At 69.4% G+C, this 19922-nt stretch carries 15 protein-coding genes and 2 tRNA genes; 9 read left to right on the top strand and 8 right to left on the bottom strand.

Translation table 11 applies throughout. From position 1 onward, the window contains the following. Nucleotides 1-69: 69 nt before the first annotated feature. The 4 genes from AC0685_RS06800 to AC0685_RS06785 all read right to left on the bottom strand — a co-directional run bounded on the left by AC0685_RS06800 (nucleotide 70) and on the right by AC0685_RS06785 (nucleotide 5430). Entirely contained in the window at nucleotides 70-1314 is a 1245-nt protein-coding gene (locus AC0685_RS06800) for a PucR family transcriptional regulator (protein WP_340685549.1), read from the bottom strand. Nucleotides 1315-1350: 36 nt separating this feature from the next. Beyond that, the gene (locus AC0685_RS06795) at nucleotides 1351-2541 is read right to left on the bottom strand and encodes a PucR-like N-terminal domain-containing protein (RefSeq protein ID WP_478224897.1); all 1191 of its coding nucleotides are present in this window, start codon (nucleotides 2539-2541) and stop codon (nucleotides 1351-1353) included. 340 nt (nucleotides 2542-2881) lie between these two features. After that, on the bottom strand, nucleotides 2882-3871 hold the full coding sequence (locus AC0685_RS06790; RefSeq protein ID WP_478224691.1) for an alpha/beta fold hydrolase: 990 nt from the start codon (nucleotides 3869-3871) through the stop codon (nucleotides 2882-2884). 338 nt (nucleotides 3872-4209) lie between these two features. Then, nucleotides 4210-5430, bottom strand: coding sequence for a PucR-like N-terminal domain-containing protein (locus AC0685_RS06785; RefSeq protein ID WP_478224690.1), 1221 nt, complete (start codon nucleotides 5428-5430; stop codon nucleotides 4210-4212). 313 nt (nucleotides 5431-5743) lie between these two features. Between AC0685_RS06785 and AC0685_RS06780 the strand changes: the two genes are divergently transcribed. After that, entirely contained in the window at nucleotides 5744-6940 is a 1197-nt protein-coding gene (locus tag AC0685_RS06780) for a PucR-like N-terminal domain-containing protein (protein WP_478224689.1), read from the top strand. Here the strand turns inward: AC0685_RS06780 and AC0685_RS06775 are convergent. The 3 genes from AC0685_RS06775 to AC0685_RS06765 all read right to left on the bottom strand — a co-directional run bounded on the left by AC0685_RS06775 (nucleotide 6880) and on the right by AC0685_RS06765 (nucleotide 9329). Beyond that, nucleotides 6880-7419, bottom strand: coding sequence for a GtrA family protein (locus tag AC0685_RS06775; RefSeq protein ID WP_478224688.1), 540 nt, complete (start codon nucleotides 7417-7419; stop codon nucleotides 6880-6882). The two genes, AC0685_RS06780 and AC0685_RS06775, sit on opposite strands and share 61 nt — an antisense overlap. 8 nt (nucleotides 7420-7427) lie before the next feature. After that, complete coding sequence (locus AC0685_RS06770; RefSeq protein ID WP_478224687.1) at nucleotides 7428-8642, bottom strand: lipase family protein; 1215 nt, start codon at nucleotides 8640-8642, stop codon at nucleotides 7428-7430. A gap of 123 nt (nucleotides 8643-8765) precedes the next feature. Continuing rightward, entirely contained in the window at nucleotides 8766-9329 is a 564-nt protein-coding gene (locus AC0685_RS06765; protein ID WP_478224686.1) for a hypothetical protein, read from the bottom strand. On the opposite strand from AC0685_RS06765, the gene AC0685_RS06760 reads away from it, so the two are divergent. From AC0685_RS06760 to AC0685_RS06725, 8 genes are all read left to right on the top strand, one after another. Continuing rightward, nucleotides 9328-9576, top strand: coding sequence for a hypothetical protein (locus tag AC0685_RS06760; RefSeq protein ID WP_478224685.1), 249 nt, complete (start codon nucleotides 9328-9330; stop codon nucleotides 9574-9576). The two genes, AC0685_RS06765 and AC0685_RS06760, sit on opposite strands and share 2 nt — an antisense overlap. A gap of 249 nt (nucleotides 9577-9825) precedes the next feature. Beyond that, a complete protein-coding gene (locus AC0685_RS06755) occupies nucleotides 9826-11064 on the top strand; it encodes a DUF6801 domain-containing protein (protein WP_478224684.1) in 1239 nt (412 codons plus the stop codon). Between the two features lie 73 nt (nucleotides 11065-11137). Then, entirely contained in the window at nucleotides 11138-12259 is a 1122-nt protein-coding gene (locus AC0685_RS06750) for a DUF6801 domain-containing protein (protein ID WP_478224683.1), read from the top strand. A 597-nt stretch (nucleotides 12260-12856) separates the two neighbouring features. After that, nucleotides 12857-15085 carry a heavy metal translocating P-type ATPase gene (locus AC0685_RS06745; protein WP_478224682.1) on the top strand — a complete coding sequence of 743 codons (2229 nt, stop codon included), beginning with the start codon at nucleotides 12857-12859 and terminating at the stop codon, nucleotides 15083-15085. Between the two features lie 50 nt (nucleotides 15086-15135). Next, entirely contained in the window at nucleotides 15136-17019 is a 1884-nt protein-coding gene (locus AC0685_RS06740; RefSeq protein WP_478224681.1) for a serine/threonine-protein kinase, read from the top strand. 9 nt (nucleotides 17020-17028) lie between these two features. Continuing rightward, on the top strand, nucleotides 17029-18873 hold the full coding sequence (locus AC0685_RS06735; RefSeq protein ID WP_478224679.1) for a serine/threonine-protein kinase: 1845 nt from the start codon (nucleotides 17029-17031) through the stop codon (nucleotides 18871-18873). An 80-nt stretch (nucleotides 18874-18953) separates the two neighbouring features. After that, nucleotides 18954-19028: transfer RNA gene (locus tag AC0685_RS06730), tRNA-Val, on the top strand. Between the two features lie 35 nt (nucleotides 19029-19063). Further along, nucleotides 19064-19135: transfer RNA gene (locus AC0685_RS06725), tRNA-Val, on the top strand. Between the two features lie 129 nt (nucleotides 19136-19264). Here the strand turns inward: AC0685_RS06725 and AC0685_RS06720 are convergent. Then, nucleotides 19265-19849, bottom strand: coding sequence for a TetR/AcrR family transcriptional regulator (locus AC0685_RS06720; RefSeq protein ID WP_478224678.1), 585 nt, complete (start codon nucleotides 19847-19849; stop codon nucleotides 19265-19267). Nucleotides 19850-19922: the final 73 nt, after the last annotated feature.

Raw genomic sequence — 19922 nt, 5'->3', positions numbered from 1 at the left:
ACTTTCCTCGGCCGAGCCGGGTGTCCCCAATGCCACATTGGGGACACCCGAGCGGTCCGCCGCAAAGCCTCAAGAAGGGGCCGCCCGAAGGGCCAGGATCATCTCGAACCGTCGCTCAGGGTCCCGCAGCCCGTCCGCGAACAGCGCCTCCAGCTCTTGGGCACGGGACCGCACCGTCTGCGGATGCACGGCGAGCCGTTCCGCCACCTCGCGGACGTTCCCGCAGGTCTCCAGCCACGCCAGCAGCGTTCCCGCCAGCCGCGAATGCTGCTTCCCGGTCAACCCGGCCAGCGGCCCGAGGCGTTCCCGGACCAGCTCGGCGGCCAGAAACGGCTCCTTGAGCAGCCACAGGCGGGAAAGATGGTCGACGCACCACGTCACGGGCTCGTCGGCGAGCGCGCCGGAGTCGACGAGCCGCAGGGCCTCGCGTGCGGCCCGCAGCGAACGTGCCGCGAAAACGGGTGGGACGGCGGGGCCGATCGCGGCCCGCCAGCCGGTCAGTTCTTCGGCGAACCGGTCCCGTTCGTCCGGTTCGGGGGCGGGGAGCAGAAGACAGGGCGAGGCGCTCTCGAAGTCGGCCAGCGCGGTCGGCGCGGCCGCCGGTGCTTCGTCCGACGGCCGGTCGAGAGCGACGGCGACGAGCAGATCCGGTAGTTGCCAGCGGGCCAGGTCGGCGGCGTGTTTGACGACGTCCGGCGGTGACGGTGGCTCGGCGAGCAGGAGTTCCATCAAACGGTGCCGCCGGCGCTCCAGTGCGCCGGCGGCCTTTTCCCGTGCCTCCGCATGGCCCTCGACCGAGAGCGCCGACAGTTCGTCGATATAGGCGAAGATGGCTTCCGCGAGCAGGCACAGTGTCGCCGAAGGAACTCCCGCGCGTCGGCCCGCTTCGGCCACCCGGCGCCAGGTCACCCTGGCGCCGACGCGGTACGCCGCCTGGAGGACGTCGACGTTGCGGCCCTGGTGGAACTCCTGGACACCCAGGCTCAGGAATACGCTCCGGCGGTCCTCCGACGGCGCTTCCGGGTTCCCGATCCGTTCCACGAACTGCAGGAACGCCATCTGGACGCCGGTCTTGAGCGCCTTCCCGAACGCGCCGTCCAGCGGCCGCGCGTAGTCGGGGATGGTCCGCTGGATCTCGCGGACCACCTCCCCGGCCACGTCGGCCAGCACCGGTCTGAACACCGTCGCCAGCTCTCTCGGCAGCAACGCCCAGAGCTGGACCGGGCGCCCGCTCGGCCCACCCGGCCGGGCAGGCGTGAGCAGCGGACCGTACGTCGCCTCGACCCCGCTGCGGGCGTCCTGCGGTCGGGTCACCTCGTCACCTCGTTGTGAGTGGGAAACGCTGATCTGTCAGTCCTCGGCGAGCAAGGCCTCCGCGCGCAGGGCGATCTCCATGTCGAGCCGGTCGTCGGCGTTGTTCAACCGGTCGCCGAAGAGATCGATGAGCTGGTGCATGCGGTACCGGACGGTCTGCGGGTGGACCTTGAGTTTCTTCGCGATCTCCGGAGCGCTGCCCCGGGATTGCAGCCAGATCAGCAACGTCTCGCCGAGCCGCGCCCGCTGTTTGGGGGTGAGGTCGTCGAACGGGGCGAGGCTGCGCGTGCACAGTTCACGGACCAGGAACTCGTCCGCGAGCAGCCACAGGGTGGACAGATGATCGCTGTACCGCGTGACCGGATTGTCCGGAAGGACCCCTCGCTGGACCAGCCGCAGCGTGCGGCGCGCCCACAGCAGGGAGCGCGGCGCTTCGGTGAGCCGCACGGCCGGGCCGATCACCGCGCGCCAGCCGGGGAGCCGTTCGGCGAGATCCTTCAGATGCTTGTCCGGGTCGCCGGTGACCAGGCAGGGTTTGGGGCCTTCGAAGTCGACGAGGACGTCGGCGTCCAGGTCGGCGCTGTCGGGGTCAAGCGGGCCGAGCCGTCGCTCCAGCGCGACGACCGTGATCTCGGTCGGCAGCGCCCACTGCGCGTTGGCGGCGTGGGACGCGATCGACTGCGGTGAGGACGGGGGATCGGAGAGCATCAGTTCGAGCAGCCTGCGCCTGCGTCTGGCCCTGGTGCCCGCGGCCCGCTCCTGCGCGGCCGTGTAGCCCTCGATGGACAGTGCGGAAATCTCGTCCACGTAAGCGAAAATCGCTTCGGCCGCGGTGCACAGGAGATCGGCGTCCGCTCCGATCGCCTGCCCGAATTCCGAAACGTGCCGCCACGCGACGCGGCCGCCGACGCGGTAGGCCGTCTGGAGACAGTCGAGGCTGCGGCCCTCGTTGAATTCGACCTTCCCGAGGTTGCGGAACACCGCCGACCATTTGTCGAGCGGCGCCGTCCCCTGACCGACGGTGTCGAGGCAGTGCAGGATCGCCTGCCGGATACCCTGCGTGATCATCTGTCCGAACGCGCCTTCCAACGGCTGCGCGTACTCGGGGACGGCTCGTTGCACCTCCTGCAGGATGGCTCGTGCCAAGGGGTCGGCCCGCGGCCGGAACCGCTCGCCAAGGTCTCTGGGCAGTGACGCCCACAGTCCATTCGCACCGGTGCTGCGCACAGGTCGGTTCTCCACTGGGGTTCTCGGTGCCGGCGTGAAGGCGCGCGGTCGCTGGACCGGACCCGGTGGCTGGCGGAGCGGGGTGGCGGGGTGACGCACGCCGGGGTCGGGTCGTGCGGTCCGCAGATCGTGCCGCGAGAATCCGGTATCCAAGTCGGTCATGTTTTTTATCCTTGCTGGCAACAAAATCAGCCTCTTCAACGGTGAAGCCGATCCAGATTTTGTGGCTCACGCAACATAAAATCCGGCCGAGAGGACTGTCAACGGCTGGCGGGAGCTTGAGCGGCCACCTGGATGGACTACACCCGAACGGGTGGTCCGATCCGATGGTGGGTGACATTCAGGCAGGCCTGAGATGGCGTCCGGATGACAATTTTTCCGGGACGTTTTCGGGCGCTTCCGCCGCCTCGCTGGCGCGGATGAGCACCTCGACGACCTCGTCCAGGCTCAACCGGGCCGGAGCGGTCTCGGTGAGGAAGCGTTCGAGCTCGTCACCGAACCGGGCCGGGTCGGCCACATGTGGAAAGTGTTTCGCATTTTCGAACACCGTCAATCGGCTGTCCGGCAGCACTTCGGCGGTCTTGCGGCCGTGGGCGACCGGGATGAGCGGGTCGTGCGCTCCCCAGACGACGAGGGTGGGCACCTCCCGGGCGAGATAGAGCTTGTCGATCGCGCTCGCGCGCTGGCCCCGGAGGTCGATCAGGCTGCGCGCGATGAACAGGAACGCCCGACGCCTGCCCGGGGCGGCCAGTGACGCAAGGTGACGGGTCAGCTCTCGGGTCTCGGCGGAGAGCTTCCCGCCGAGCGCGCGGCCGGCGGCGGCGATCCCGCGAGCGATCGCGACGGTGACCGGATTGACCGCGACGGTGAGCGTCGCGTTGGCCCCCGGCAGCGCCGTCGCGCGCAGCACAGGGGTCACCTGCGGGCCGAGCCCGGCGCTGCCCACGAGCACCAGCCGGGCGCACATCTCGGGGAACTGGTAGGCGAACTGCATCGCGATCCCGCCGCCGAGGGAATGCCCGACGATGGTCGCGTGCCGGTTCCGGGTGAGCGCGAGGACGTCGCGGACCACACTGGCCATCGCGCCGAGGCCGTAATCGGCCCGAGGTGCGGCCGAATCACCGTGGCCCGGAAGATCGGGGGCGAGGACATGGCGCCCGAACCCGGTGTGCTCGAAGTGGTCGAGCAGCGGGACCCAGGTCTCGCTGCTGCCCGAGATGCCGTGCAGCAGTACGAGCGGTTCACCCGCAGCGTCCTTTGTGGACGGAACGTATTCCCGTAGCCGGATTTCCCGCCCGTGCAGGGTCAGTGTGCGCGCTTCGAGGGCCATGTCCCGCCTTTCCGTTGTCAGGCGTCAAAATAACGTGTAGAACGCCGGGTCCGTCAGCGTGTCGCCGGACACGTCCGGCAATTGCGACCCGGGTGACAAGAATGCCGGGGCCGACCCCGAGCCGGATGCCAAAACCGCGCGGGCGGGGCAATTGCGCATCGACATTTTCCCACCGTCCCGGTATTCAGGAAAGCGTCGGTAAACACCCGTAACGACGGAGAACGCGATGGCCTGCCGGGCGGACTTCCACGTCGATCAGCCGAGGGCGAAGCGTGCCCGCCGCGGCCTCCGCTGGGTGCTCCCCACCGTGCGGCCGCCGGAACGCAGGGTCCGGCGTGTCAGCTCCCTGGCGTCCCTTCGTCGCGGCGGTGGGCGCGCATGAGCCGCTGCGCGCGGAGCGCGAGTTGCATGTTCAGCCGGTCGTCGGCGTCTTTGAGACGGTCGCCGAACAGGTCCTCCAGCTGACGGAGGCGGTTCCGCACGGTCTGCGGATGCACGCCGAGCCGCTGCGCGATCTCCGGCGCGCCACCGCGCGTTTCCAGCCACGCCAGCAGGGTTTCGCTGAGCCGCTCCTGCTGTTTCCCGCTCAGCGAGGTGAACGGGTCGAGGCTCTGCTTGGCGAGTTCGGCACCGAGGAAGTCCTCGGCCAGCAGCCACAGTGTGGCGAGGTGATCCCGGCACCAGATGACCGGGCCGGGCGCGTCCTCACTGTTCAGCAGTAGCGCGCGGCGGGCGGTGCGGAGGGCGGCCGGGGCGTCGGCGAGCGGCACGACGGGGGAGACCGCCACCCGCCAGCCGTCCAGTGCGTCCTTCAGCGGGGCGAGATCGGTGTCCGGATCCGCGGTGAGTAGGTACGGCTCGGCCGTGTCGAGGTCGGCCAGCACGGTGGTGTCCAGGAGGTGGACCGGGAAGGCGGGGGCGCCGGGAGCGCGCTGGAGTGCCACCATGGCCGCGGCTCGCGGAACCCGCCAGCCTGCGCCGTCGGCGAGGCTGGCGATGCTGCACGCGGAACCTTCCGGCGCCTGGGCGATCAGTTCGAGCAGGCGACGGCGCCGGAGCGGGATCGCGCCCGCCGCCCTGGCCTCCGCCTCCTGATACCCCTCGATCGTCGTGGCGCACAGTTCGTCGACGTAGACGAAGACGGACTCGGCCGCGAGCGCGATGACGTCGAGGCCCACGCCGAGCCCGCGCACGATGGGCCGCATCGCCCGCCATGCCGCCCGTGCGCCGATGGTCACGCTGTCGTGCAACGGTTCCAGGCTGCGGCCCTCGGTGAATTCGATCCGCCCGCGCATACGGTAGAAGTCGATCCAGCGGTCGTGGGGCACGTCCGGATCGCCGATGCACTCGACGTAGTGGCGCACCGCCCGTTCGCAGGAGACGACCAGGACGCGGCCGAAGACCCCGCGCAACGGCTGCGAATACGCGGTGACCGAGCGCTGCACCTGTTTGACCATGGCGGCCGCGGCGTGACCGGTATACGGACGCAGTTCTTCGCCGAGCGAACGCGGCAGCGCCGCCAGCATGCCGAAACCGCGGTACTCGACCACCAAGACCACCCTTTGATTTTCTTCGAACCAGGAAGGGAAACATGAATCCGTTTGCATAATCGCGTCGGATCGACGGGAACGGTGCGGGCCGTTTGTACTGGATCGGCGGACGGCCTGTACCCCGAATGTGACGTTGAATTTGCAACGGAAAGTCGCGACGCTCAGCCACGTGACAACGAGCGGGCGTTTCGGTGTGACGTCTTTTGACACGGATGTGTCGGCGGTCCTACGCTCCGTGCATTCGAGTGCGCCGGTGGCGCGCGGACGAAAGGGATTGGGTGCCCGAAATCGTCGGCCTACTTCACAGCGGGGGATCGCACACGTGAGCTGGCAGTCCGTTGGCGTGTTGTGGGAACGCCTGCCGAGGGAACTCGGTGACGCCATCCGCCCGCGCATCCCGGCGATCGCCCGGCACTGTGTCGAAGGCGTGGTGTCCGAGGTGGGCGAATGCGCCGAAGTGTTCAGCGACGGCGAGGCCCGTGCCGCGGCCGTCGAGCTGACCAGGCGCAGTATCGAACGCGCCATCGACCGGGTCGGCGTCCCCGAACTCCTGCAGAACGACCTGCTGGCCGATTTCCGTGCCCAGGGCCGGATCGCGTTCCAGCAAGGGCTCAGCAGGGAGTCCGCGCAGGCGGCGTTCCGGGTCTCGAGCCGGGTGCTGTGGCGTTCGATCGCCGCGATCGGCCGCCAGCTCCAGCTGCCCGGCGACGTCCTCTACGGCGCGGCGGAATGTCTGTTCGGTGACGTCGTCGAAGTGACGATGGCGCTGACGGACGGGTACAACGCCGCCCAAGCCGAGGCGACGGGCCCCGCGGAGCAGCGGGCCAGGCTCTTCCGGCTGCTGACCGGTGGCTCCGGATACAGCCAGGCCGACGCCGGCGCGCTCGCCGTCGCCATCGGCTGGCGGATCCCCGAACGGATCACCGCGGTCGTCTTCACCGCGGCGCCCGGCGCGCCCTCGTTCCCGCCGGGCCTGCTGCCCGCGGCGGTCCCGGTGGACCTTGTCTCCGACGTTCCCGGCGCGCTCGTGGCTTGTCCGGAGGCCGACCTCGGCGGCCTGCGGGACCTGCCGTCCGGCTGGTCGGCGACGGTCGGGGTGTCCGTCCCGGTCGCGCAGGCCGCCGAGTCGTTCCGGATCGCGCGGCGCGCGTCCGAACTCACCCAGCGGGGCATGATCACGACGGTCGGCCCGGTGCTGTGGTGCGAAGAGCACATCACCACGCTGCTGTTGCTCGCCGACGAGTTCCTGCTCGACCGGCTGGCCGGCGAGGCGCTCGAACCCTTGTCGAGGCTGGCGCCGCGCCAGCACGACGAACTGGCGGCGACCCTGCTCACACAGGTGCAGACGCGGGGGAGCGCGCCCGAGATCGCCCGACGGCTCGCCGTGCATCCGCAGACGGTGCGGGCACGGCTGCGGCGGCTCACGGAGCTGTTCGGCGAACGGCTGGACGATCCGGATCAGCGGCTGCGGATCGAGCTGGCGCTGCGCGCGGAACGGTTGCGGCCCGCCGACGTCTGACGCGCTCCCGCCACCGGGAACACCCAGCGGCGGTAGCCCCACCAGCGGAACGCCGAACCCGCCGCGGTGCCCAGCACCATCCCGCTGACGAAGTCGGCGATCTCCTGGACGAGGAAACCGACTTCGGGCACCTCGAGCCGCAGGACGTAGCGCGAGATCAGCGGTGGGCACAGGTTGATCGTCACGGCGATCGCGTTCACGGTGAAGAACAGCGCCGCTTCCGGGAAGCCGCGTCTGCCGCCGCGGGTGTGGAACGCCCAGCGCCGGGACAGCAGATATGAGAAGGCGGTGGTCACGACGGTCGCGATCGCGAGCGCCGTGACCGGTTTCTCTTGCAGGACGGTGAGTTTCAGCCCGTAGTTGGCCCCGAGCGTGAGCCCGAACGCCGCGAGGCCGACGGTGGCGAACCGGAGCAGCTCACGCCGCTCGCCGGTCCGCGCACCATCGTCCACAAAGGATGCCGGGGCGGTTCTGAGCACCGCCCGGCTCAGCAGTTCGACGTCGCCGGGGTGCCCGTGACCCGGTCCTTGAGGAAGGCGAGCACGTCGGCGTTGCCGGTGTAGACCGCCGTGATGTGGTCGGTGTCGAAGGTCTTCCAGGTCGTCTTGACACCCGCGGCGCAGTAGGCCTTGCGCAGCGCCTCGGCCTGCGCGAACTGCACGAGCTGGTCCTGGGTGGCGTGGTAGAGGAATACCGGGACCTTCGGCGGAGTGCCGCCGAGCTTGTTCTCGTTGAGCCGCTTCACCCATTCCGGCCGCACGTAACCGGCGCTGGTCGTGTAGTCGGCGATCTTCTGATTCGCGTAGGTGGTGAGCAGCTCGAAGGTGCACGCGCTCTTCTGCATCTCCGCCAGCTTCACGCGGCCGTTGTCGCTGAGGAACGAATCCAGCTTCAGCTCGGGATAGGCGTGGTCGAGGCCGATCAGTGCGTAGGCGAAGACGCCGAAACCGAATTTTCCGTCGAGTTGCAGCGTGACCTGGACGAGGTCGGCGGGCACGCCGCCGGCGGCGACACCGACGAGGTTCAGCTCCGGCGCGTAGGCCGGTTGCAGTTCGCCGGCCCAGGCCGCCGCCCCGCCGCCCTGCGAGTACCCGCGGAAGAGCACCTTGGCGTCGGTGGACAGGTTCGCCTCCGGCAGGCGCTGCGCGGCGCGGACCGCGTCGATCATCGCCGGTCCTTCCGAACGCCCGACCACGTACGTCGTCTTCGGATCCTGGCGATAGCCTTCGTAGTCGGTGAGCGCGACGGCGAATCCGGCGTCGAGCGCGTCGTCGAGGCCGGATTGCTCGTAGAACGCGCCGATGTCGATCATCTTCGACGGCGTGCAGTGGAAGGCGGGGCCGTGCGTACCGGCGCCGAACGAGACGATCGGCGCCTTCGCCGGGTCCACGTTCTTCGGTACCAGCACGGTCCCGGTCACCGCGTCCGGCCGCCCGAGGGCGTCGGTCGACAGGTACATCACCTGCCACGCGTTGACGGAATCCTTACGCGGACCGGCTTTCGAGACACGCGAGCGGATGATGTCACCCGGTTTGCCCGCCGGGAGCGGGGACGGCGGGGTGTAGAACGAGTCGTCGGACGCCGACGGGGCGGCGGAGCTCGCCGGGCTCCCGCTCAGCACGGTCAGGAGACCGGCAGACAGGACGATCGCCAGGGCGACGGCGAGCGTCCGGCGGGACGGGCGGGGGAACGGGGTCGGCACGGCCGGGCCTCCAGAGGCGGTGGGCTGGGTGAGGGGCAGAGCGTCGCGAAAGCCACTTTCAGGACATCAGGTGTCCCGAAAGTGGCTTTCGCGACACCTGCCCCGGGCTTCGAGGGTGTCCGCTCAGGCGTTGCCGCCGTAGACCTGGCGGCAGGTCGTGGACTCGGCGAACGCGAGCTCCAGTTCGGGGTTGGCACGAAGGTGCTTGATCGGGCCTTCCGGCTCGCTCAATCCGCTCATCGTGCTGTCGGCGTCGGCGACCACCTTCTGCAGGCTCGCCTGGTCGGTGACCTTCGCGTCCTGCATCCGCGTCAGGGTGGCGGACACCTTCGATTTGGTCTCACCGAGCGTGGTGGTGGCCTTGTCCACAGCGGACTGTCCATCCGGGACCGGTGGCACACCGGCGTTCCGGATCCCGCCCGCCATGTCGTCGAGCGCGGCGGACAGCGAATTCAGGAAACCCACCATGGCGGTCTTGGTCCCCTGCGGGTCGGCGGGGTCGAACGCGGGTGGCTTGGACAGCTTCGCCGAGCCCGTCGCGACACCCGAGCACACCTTGTCCACCCAGGCGAGCGCGGCCGGGTCGGCGTGTCTGCCGGCGTCGGCGGGATCGTCGGACCCGCAGGCGCTCAACAGGACCGCCGCGGCGGTCGTGGAGACGGCGGCGAACGCGATTCGCGCTGCCATGCGGCGCATTCTTTTCATGGTTTCCCCGTCGAATTCGGCGAAAGAGGGCCTGCCCCGGCGCGACGAGCGGGATTCCGCACTGGTCGGCGGTGACCGGCTTGCTGAACCGCGAGGTTACTCACGAAAGATTCAGGCAGGCAAGGCGGCCGCGACACCGAAAAAGGTGATTGGCATGCGCGAGATAGTTTTCAGTGGTGAGATTGTCACTCTCGTCAGCGGTTCCGCGAGCGGTCTTACCTGGCTCTGAACTGGGGAAACCCATGTGCCGCTACTAGGAACCAGCCGGTTGTACCGTGCCCGCGTGACAATTTACCCGTGGCCGGTCAACTTTTCCGGTGAAGCACTTGATAGCGGTGTGGACGCGTCGTTAGTTTACTGTTCGGTTGCGATCCGTCAGACATCGTCGCTACCCGGAGAATTCTCTCGGGCCGATATTCATTGCTCTGGGGAATTGTACGCCGTTTCGTATCATCGTTGATACCACGGAAGGACGATCGTGAGTCACCGTAGAGGAACCAAGAAGGCGGTCGCCGCCGCCGCTGCCGGTGCCGTGGGGCTTGCCGCCGCGGTACTCGTGGTCGGGGCACAGTCCAGTGTCGCCGATCCGATCTCGCTCCCGCTCAACTACCACTGCGACCTGCCGCTCGTGGGGTCGCAGTCGCTGAAGGTGGTGATCAACACCGATCTTCCGCTGTCGGTCAAGACCGGTCAGCCGACCGGCACGTTCGACATCAAGGCCGTCTCCACGATCAACGCGGACACGGTCAGCGGGCTCAACCTGATCGGTGCGACCACGCTGGAAGGACAGGCCGTCGCGGCGGCGACCGTGGCGGCACCGGGGCTCAACCTCCCGGTCAACGTCCCGAACGACATCGCCAAGCAGAACATCCCCACCTCGGGCGAGATGACGGTCAACGCGGCGGGCAAGACGCCTTCGCTGACCTTCAACCAGCCCGGCGAAGCGAAGATCACCGTGGGTGACCTGCAGCTGAAGGTCACCCCGCGCAAGGCCGACGGTTCGGTCACCGGCATCACGCCGGACGGCACGATCGACGCGCCGTGCAAGCAGGATCCTGGCCAGAACAACACGCTGGCCACGATCAAGATCGGTGACGGCGGTGGCGGCACGACCACGCCCACCACCCCGACCACGCCCACCACTCCCACGACGCCGACCACCCCGACCACGCCGACGACCCCGCCCACTACCACCACCACGCCCGGTGGCGGCGGGATCAAGTACGCGTTCGGCATCAAGGGACAGACCGCGCTGAAGTCGCTCGGCAGCACGGCGGCGATCAACGGTGGCTTCGACGCGGACGTGGATCTCGCGTCGAAGACGTTCACCGGTGACCTGAAGCTCGACCCGTCGTCCACCCAGTTCAAGCTGTTCGGGTTCGTCGACGGCCGTTCGGAGATCAAGGTCGAGCAGGTCGGCAAGCAGACCGGTGAGCTCGTCGGCACCGGGTTCAAGGCGCACATCAAGTTCAACGTGTTCCTGCCGAGCGTGCAGGTCTTCGGGATCCCCATCAGCAGTGACCCCAAGTGCGGCACGGTCAGCCCGTCCACCAGCGAGATGACCACCGGTCCGGACTTCGACCTGCTCAAGGGCGGGAAGCTCACGGGCACCTACTCGCTGTCGGCCCTGCAGAACTGCGGTCAGCTGAACGACTGGATCAGCGCGTTCGCCAAGAGCGACGGCAACACGCTCGATCTGAACCTCACCAAGAAGTAAGTCAGGCAGCCGGTCCCCGTCGCGTTCCGTGACGGGGACCGGTGCCGTTTCCGTGCCGTCCAGGAAGGCGACCATGCCCCTTCGCATCAACGTCCGGATGCTGCTCGCGGCGGGCCTCACCGTCCTGCTCACGGCGGGCTGCCTGCTGTTCGTCGCCGTCCGCGGCGCGGCGGCCGGTACGCCCGTCGACAAGAAACTGTCGTTCACCTGCCCGTTCCCACTGATCGGGCTGCAGAAGCTCGACGTGAACATCAAGGCCGACTTCGAGGTGCCGACGGCGCCCGGCGGTACGCTCACCACCTCCGGCCTGACCATCACCGTGACGGTGCCGGACAAGGCGGCGCGCGGCCTCAACCTCGTCGGCGCCACCACCATCGAAGGCACCGCGGCGGCCGGTGTGACACTGGTCAACGGCGACGCGAACCCGCTTCCCGTGCGCATCCCGCTGAACGTCGCCAAGACCGACGTCCCGCCGTCCGGCACGTTCAGCCCGGTGGCGACCGGCTCCGTGCCCACCATCACGCTGGCGAAACCGGGCAAGACGACGCTGACCGTCGGCGACTTCACCACTCGACTCACTCCGAAGAAGGCCGATGGCTCCTTTACCGGGCTGGGCTCCTTCACCTCGGACTGCACGCTCGACCCCGGCCAGGACCCGATCCTGCTCTCCTTCGATCTCGGCGAGAAGCCCGCGGGGCACCGGTTCACGATCGCCGGGAAGACCGGTATCAAGGCACTCGGTGCCGACGCGCCGCTGACCGGCGCCTTCGAGCTGAGCCCGACCGCGGCGACGGTGTTCAGTGGCGGCCCGGTGTTCGACAAGGCGCACGCCGATTTCCGGCTGTTCGGCTTCCTGCCGGGTTCGGCCGATCTGGAGTTCGTCGCCGACGGACCGCAGGGCGGCGATCTCGCCGGGACCGGTTTCGTCGCGAGATCCCGGTTCACCACCGTCCTCCCGCTGGTGACGCTCGTCGGCATGCCGGTCAGCACCGGGCCGGGCTGCCGGACGTCGGCCCCGTCGACGGCGGAACTGCGCACCGGCGACGGTTTCACCATGGCGAAGGGCGGCGCGCTCAGCGGCACCTATTCGCTGGCGCCGCTGACCGGCTGTGGCGCGTTCACCTCCTACGTGAGCACGCTCGTCCAGGGGGACGGCAACACCTTCGAACTCGCGCTGACCCCGCGCCAGGCCTAGTGGTACAGCCGGTCGTGAGTGGCGATTCGTGTTCTATTTGAGGGGTAAGGCAAATGCGGCGTGCTGCGTGCTGGAGGCCCGGCCTGCCGAGCTGATCGCGACCCCGCTGTCCACAAGGGACACGAAGACACCCCCTTGTGCCCGATTTGGGTGCTTTGTGCGGGGGTCGTGAGCGGCAATGATCGTTCTAACCGTCTTTGCCACTCACGACCCCGGCAAGAAGCGGACATCAGGACATCAATCGGGCACGCAATCGGCGTGAAGCGTCCCGGGTGGGCACTTCACGCCGGAGTCGGCCGGCGAGTCAGTCCGGAACCCTGTTGTCCAGGGCGGTGATCTCATCACGAAGCCGGCGAAGACGGCCCGCGTGACAGGATTCGATCACGCCACGTTTGCCCTTCCTCTCATTAGAACCCGAAACGCCACTCACGACCAGCTGTACCGAAGCCTGACTTGAGACGCCTGTTTCCACCACCACCGCAGTAGTCGGGCCGACGGCGGCGCCGGTTCCCGGCGGCGGTAATCTGCCTCGCGACACGACCCGGACACCTGTTCCGCCACCGAGGAACCACTGGTGAATCCTGGGAGTGCCACGAAATGACGATTTCCGCGCCGGAGGCCGCCGTCCGCACGGTGGAACTGACCGTGTCGGGGATGACCTGCGCCGCTTGTTCGGCGCGGGTGGAACGCACGCTGAACAAGCTGGACGGGGTGCGCGCGTCGGTGAACTACGCGACCGAGCGCGCCACCGTGCAGGTGCCCGCGGCGCTGGCTGACGACGTGCTCATCGAGCGGGTCCGCAAATCCGGCTACACGGCGGAGCTTCGCGGCGAAGAGGATCCCGACATCGGCTTCACCCGGGTCCGGGATCTCCGGCGACGGCTGGTCGTCGCCGCGCTGCTGGCGATCCCGCTGGGGAACCTCTCGATCACCCTCGCGTTGGTGCCGCGGCTGCGGTTCCCCGGCTGGGAACTGCTGTGCCTCGCCCTGGCCGTTCCCGTGGTGTTCTGGTCCGCGCTGCCGTTCCACCGTGCCACGCTGCGGAATCTCCGTCATCGGTCGTCCAGTATGGACACCTTGGTGTCGCTGGGCGTGCTCTCGTCGTTCGCGTGGTCGGCGTGGTCCGCCTTCGCGGGCGGCACGGAACCCGGGTACTGGATCGGCTTCGGCCCGACAGCGGCCGGCGCCGACGCGATCTACCTCGACGTCGCCGCCGGTGTGACCACCTTCCTGCTGGCGGGCCGGTATTTCGAGAGCCGGTCCAGGCGCAGTGCCGCCGGACTCCTGGCCGCGCTGGACGCCTTGGCCGCCAAGGACGTCCGGGTGCTGCGGGACGGTGTCGAGCGCATGGTCCCGGTCGGCGAACTGGCCGTCGGGGACCTGTTCGTGGTCAAGCCGGGGGAGTCGATCGCCGCCGACGGCGTCGTCCGCAGCGGACTGTCCACTGTGGATGTGAGTGCGGTGACCGGTGAGCCGGTGCCCGCGGAAGTCGCCACCGGGGACCGGGTCGTCGGTGCTTCGGTGAACCGGGACGGCAGGCTCGTCGTCCGCGCGACCGCGGTCGGCACGCATACGCAGCTGGCCCAGATGACCGCGCTGGCCGAACGCGCGCAGGCCCGCAAGGCCGCGGTGCAACGGCTGGTCGACCGGATCTGCGCGGTGTTCGTCCCCGCCGTGCTCGGCGTGGCGGTGGTGACGCTCGCGGCCTGGCTGCTCGGCGGGGCACCCGCCCGCGAAGGGTTCGCGGCGGCCGTCGCCGTCCTCATCATCGCCTGCCCGTGCGCGCTCGGGCTGGCGACGCCGACCGCGTTGATGGCCGGGGTCGGCCGCGGCGCTCAGCTCGGCATCCTCATCAAGGGGCCGGACGCGCTCGAGGCGAGCCGCACGGTGGACACCGTCGTACTGGACAAGACCGGCACCGTCACCACCGGGAAGATGACCGTCACCTCGGGCCGCCCCGCCGACGGGTTCACCCTCGGCGAGGTGCTGCGGTTCGCCGGGGCCGTGGAGGCCGGTTCGGAGCACGCGATCGCGGCGGCCGTGGTGACCGCGGCGCGGGCGGAACTGCCGGATCTGCCCCCGGTCGAAGGATTCGGCGCACTGCCAGGGCTCGGCGCGAAGGGCGAGGTCGAGGGGCACGAGGTCCTCGTCGGCAACGCGCGCTTGTTCGCCGACCGCGGGATCGCCGTCCCCGACGACTTCACGGCGGAGGACGGCACCACGGCGGTCCTCGTCGCGGTCGACGGCCGGATCGCCGGGCAGCTCGCGGTCCGGGACGTCGTGAAGCCGTCGGCACGAGCCGCTGTCGACGCCCTGCACGCGCTCGGCCTTCGGACCGTGCTGCTGACCGGCGACAACGAAGCCGCCGCCCGCGTGGTCGCGGACGAGATCGGCGTCTCCGACGTGCGTGCCGGAGTGCTGCCCGCGGAGAAGGCCGCGGTCATCGACGAACTGCGGGCCGGGGGAGCGCGGGTCGCGATGGTCGGCGACGGGATCAACGACGGCCCGGCGCTGGCCACCGCGGATCTAGGCATGGCGATGGCGCAGGGCAGCGACATCGCGGTGCGCTCGGCCGACATGGTGCTGGTCCGCGAAGATCTGCGCGTGGTCCCCGACGCCATCCGGCTCGCCGACCGCACCCTGCGGATCATCCGGGGGAACCTGGCCTGGGCGTTCGGGTACAACGTCGCCGCGATCCCGCTGGCCGCGCTCGGCCTGCTGAACCCGCTGATCGCCGGGGCAGCGATGTCGCTGTCCTCGGTGCTCGTCGTGTCCAACAGCCTCCGGCTCAAGGACTTCGGCCGGGCGGACCGACGCGCCGCGTGACACTTGCGGGTGGTTTTGTACCATCGCCCCTCGGGACAAGGGGGGCCTTCGTGAAGCCGTTGAACACCGGCGAACCCACCGGCGTGGGGCGCTACCGGGTGTTCGCCGCGCTCGGCGAGGGCGGGATGGGCCGGGTGCTGCTCGGGATCTCCGCCGACGGGCGCCTGGTCGCGATCAAGCAGGTTCACCCGGGTTTCGCGCAGGACCCCGGCTTCCGCGAGCGGTTCCGCCGGGAGGTCGAAACGTCCCGTCTGGTGTCCGGCGCGTATACCGCACCGGTCATGGACGCCGACCCGAACGCGCCGACACCGTGGCTGGCGTCGGTGTTCGTGCCCGGACCCGCACTGTCGGAGGCGGTCTCCGCCGCCGGCCCGCTGCCGCCGATGGCGGTCCGCCATCTCGCCGCCGGGCTTGCGCTGGCGCTGGGCGACATCCACCGTGCCGGGCTGATCCACCGCGATCTGAAGCCCAGCAACGTCATTCTCACCGGTGACGGCCCCAGGGTGATCGACTTCGGGATCGCGCGCGCCGTCGAAGGCGACTCCGAGCTCACGCACACCGGCGCCGTCATCGGTTCGCCCGGGTTCATGTCCCCGGAACAGGCCGAGGGGAAGCCGCTGACCCCGGCGAGCGACCTGTTCTCGTTCGGCGCGCTGCTGGTGATGGCCGCGACCGGACGCGGCCCCTTCACCGGGACGTCCACTCCGCACACCTTGTACAACGTCGTGCACCTCCAGCCCGACCTGCGGCAGTTGGCGCCGGAGCTGCGGCAGATCGTCGAGCCGTGCCTGGCGAAGAACCCGGCGGACCGGCCGTCACCCGCCTGGGTGCTGGAGCGGCTCGGCCCGATCCCGCCGACGACCAGCCCGTGGCCGCCGGTGGTGTCGCAGCTCATCGAGACACAGCAGGCCGAGGTCCGGCGGCTGCTGAACCCGCCGCCGCCGAAGCGATCCCGCCGCGGCCTGTACGCGGGACTGGCCGCGGCCGCCGTGGTGCTGCTGGCCGGTGGCACCGTCGCGGCGATCTCGCTGTCCGGGGACGATCCGCCTCCGGCCGCCATCGCGCCGAGTTCGTCACCGCAACCGGACGAACCGGTCGCCACCCCGGTCAATCAGGATCCGCTCGGCCCGGACAACCTGCGCCGGGTCGACCTGTGCAAGGTGCTCGCGGGCCGGGACGTGCCCGGGTTCGGCAAGCTGAGTACGGAGATCGACATCCAGTTCGACTCGTGCACGTACTCCTCGCCGTCGGGTAAGTGGCTGGAGCTGAGCGTCGGCGGCGACCTGGTCGAAGGCGAAGCCGGCGGCGAGCTGGAAGGGCTTCCGCTGCGCATCAAGGGGTCCGACGACGCGTGCGCGGTCGCCGTCCCGGTCAGCGGCCTGCCGAACACCAAGCTCAGCGTCGACGTGAACTCGGTGTCCACAAAGGACCAGGCGTGTTCGGTGGTCAAGGCGGCGCTCGCCGACGCGGTCAAACGGATCCGCGCCGGAGGCCACGAACGCGAACTCCCGGCGGGCACACTGGCTCCGCTGGACCCGTGCGCGCTGCTCGGCCCCGCGACCACGGACCGGCTGATCGGCCCGGTCGTCGAAACGATCCGCGAACACCTGCACCAATGCCGGTACGACGCGGCGGGCAGCGTCCGCCTGAGCTTCGTGCGCGCGTACCCGCCCGCGCAATCGAAGGACTCGTACTACACGGAGGCCGCCACCCTGGATCTCGGCGGCGCCAAGGTGTACCTGGCCAAGAAGGACGACGGCATCGCGCGCTCCACCTGCTCGCTGACCTGGCAGCACCGGTCCGTCAGCGATCGCGACGGGGAGAACGTCGAGCTGACGGTCGGGACCAGTGGTACGAAGATGACCGCCGACGAAGCCTGTGAAAAGGCGAAGGCCTTCGCCGGGGCACTGCTGCCGAAACTTCCGAAACCCTAGGGCTGACCAGTGAAACCGTTGAACCCCGGCGAACCCCGGCAGATCGGCCCGTACCGGATCATCGCCGAACTCGGTGAAGGCGGGATGGGCCGCGTCGTGCTCGGCCTCGCCCCGGACGGCAGGCTCGTCGCCGTCAAACAGCTGCACGCCCAGTTCGCGCACGATCCACGCTTCCGTGAACGGTTCCGGCGCGAGGTCGCCACATCGCGGTTGGTCTCCGGCGCCTACACGGCCGCGGTCATGGACGCCGACGCGGAAGCGGAAAGCCCGTGGCTCGCCTCGGTCTTCGTCACCGGACCGTCCTTGAAGGAGGCCGTGGACGGTGCCGGGCCGCTGCCCGTCGAGTCGGTGCGGCTGCTGGCGTCCGGGCTCGCCGCGGCGCTGACCGAGATCCACCGCGCCGGACTGATCCACCGGGATCTCAAGCCCAGCAACATCATCCTGACGAGTGACGGCCCCAGGGTGATCGACTTCGGTATCGCGCGGGTGGCGGAGGACGCGCAGGATCTCACTGGAACCGGCGCGATCATCGGTTCGCCCGCGTTCATGTCGCCGGAACAGGCGGGCAGTGGGCGGGTCACCGGCGCGAGCGACGTGTTCTCCCTCGGCGCGATCCTGGTCATGGCCGCGACCGGACGCGGCCCCTTCACCGGCCCGACCGCGCCGCAGACCCTGTATAACGTCGTGCACGCCGCGGCGGATTTCAGCGACGTCCCGGACGAGATCCGGCGGATCGCCGAGCCTTGTCTGGCCAAGGACCCCGCACGACGGCCGACTCCGGAACAGATTCTGGACTTCCTCGGCCCAGTGCCTCCGGGCGCGGCGCCCTGGCCGCCCGCCGTGCACGCCCGGATCCGGCAACAGGACGCAGAAGTACGCTCGGTGCTGGCCCTGCCATTGCCGATCTGGCGCCCGCCGCCCAAGAAGATGGCGCCGCGGACGAAGAAGATCCTGTTCGGCTCGCTCGCCGCGGTCGTCCTGCTCGTCGTTTCGGGGATGGTCGCGCTAGGCCTCACCATCGCGGACTACGCCAAGCCGGAGAACCCCGGGACGACTTCGCTGTCGGCGACCGACGCGCTCGGCGCGGAACGCCTGCGCCTGGTGGATCCGTGCAAGGTGCTCGCGGGCCGGTTCGTGCAGGAGTTCGGCACCCTGAAACCGGAGACGGGCCCGATCTACCCGGCTCGCTGCAAGTACACCGGTCTCAAGGGCGTCGACTTCGAGCTGCGGCTCGGCGAAGGCGTGTCCACCAGCAGTCTCGACCGGACGGACAGCACGGCCGAAGGACTTCCGTTGCTGCGTAGCACGATCAGCGGCGGATGCGACTCGGTCGTCCAGCTGCCGACGGACCGGCGGCTCGGCGTCGTCGTCTCCCATCCCGGCCGGGAAGGTGACCCCTGCAAGGCCGCCGACGACATGCTGACCGCCGCGCTCACCCGGCTGCGCACGCACGAGGTCGACCGCGCGAGTGATCCGGCGAGCCTTCTCCCGCTCGATCCGTGCACGATCGCCGACCCGGCGGTGCTCGGCAAGACCATGCCCAACGCGCAGCCTGCCCCGCGGACGCTGCGGATCTGCGAGTGGGTGGGCGGCGGGGACACCCTGACCGTCGAATTGCAGCGAGGTTCCTACGCGCCGGAGGGTTCGCCGGTCGATCTCGGCAGCGGTGTCACCGGCGACATGCGGGAGTTCGGCGACTCGAACTGCGCCGTCACCTGGCGGCATCGCCCGCTGCCGGACCGCGAAGCCGAACACGTCGCGGTCCGCTTGCTGGCGCGTGAGGGGAGCGGAAGCCCTTGCGACCGGGCGAAGGAGATCGCGGGCTCGGTCGCCTCGCGGCTGCCGAAACCCTGAGCCACGCGGGTAGGCAACCCCCTGTGACAGCCCCGGAAACGGGGTCCGCTAAGCTATCGTCAGTACGAACGAAACACCACGCGCGTTTAGCTCAGCGGGAGAGCGCTTCCCTGACACGGAAGAGGTCACTGGTTCAATCCCAGTATCGCGCACCAGGTTCGCTTCCCCGGTGGACCGAAGTTCGTACCGCGGGCGATTAGCTCAGGGGGAGAGCGCTTCGTTCACACCGAAGAGGTCACTGGTTCGATCCCAGTATCGCCCACCGCAGTGAAGGCCCCACCCGGCGAGGGTGGGGCCTTTCGCGTTGCGGTGGGCGCTGGGTCTCGTGAGTGGTAAGGACGGTTCTAACCGTCCTTACCACTCACGAGACCCCAACGCCGTCAGTTCGGCCTCAGCGCAGCGATTCGATCATCGGCGTGAGCGTGTCCATGGTCGCGGCGAGGTCGGCCTTCGGGTCGGGGGAGTGGGCGAGCCAGACGGCGGCCTCGTTCATCGCGCCGGAAAGCAGGCGTACCAACGGTTCGACAGGCCGCGTCGCCAGGACACCCTCGGCCATCAGTTCGGTCAGCGCTTCGGCGAGGTGCCGGGCGGACGACTCCGCGTCCAGTTCGCGCCAATCCTGCCAGCCGACCACTGAAGGACCGTCCAGCAGCATGATCTGCTGAGTCACCGGATCGGTCGCCGCGGCGAGGAACGCGCGGCAGCCGGCGAGCAGTCCGGACCACGAGTCCGGCGCGGCGTCCGCGGCCCGTGCGATCTGCTCGCCGACGTCGTGCTGCACGACGCCGAGCACGTGCCGGAACAAGTCCGACTTGCTGCTGAAGTGGTGGTAGAGCGCGCCTTTGCTCACGCCCGCGGTCTGCGCGATGGTCTCCAGCCCCACCTTGCCGTACCCGTGCTCGGCGAACAGTCGCCGGGCAGTGGCGGTCAACGCCTCCATCGTCTCTTCGCGTTGCTGCTGCTTCGTGCGGGCCATGGCCGGAATCTTGACATACCGACCGTCGGTTGGCTAACTTCAGAGAAACAAACCGACGGTCGGTATTGTTCGC

It is taken from the genome of Amycolatopsis sp. NPDC043889 (assembly GCF_056435645.1).
This window is presented reverse-complemented; position numbering and strand designations above follow the sequence as displayed.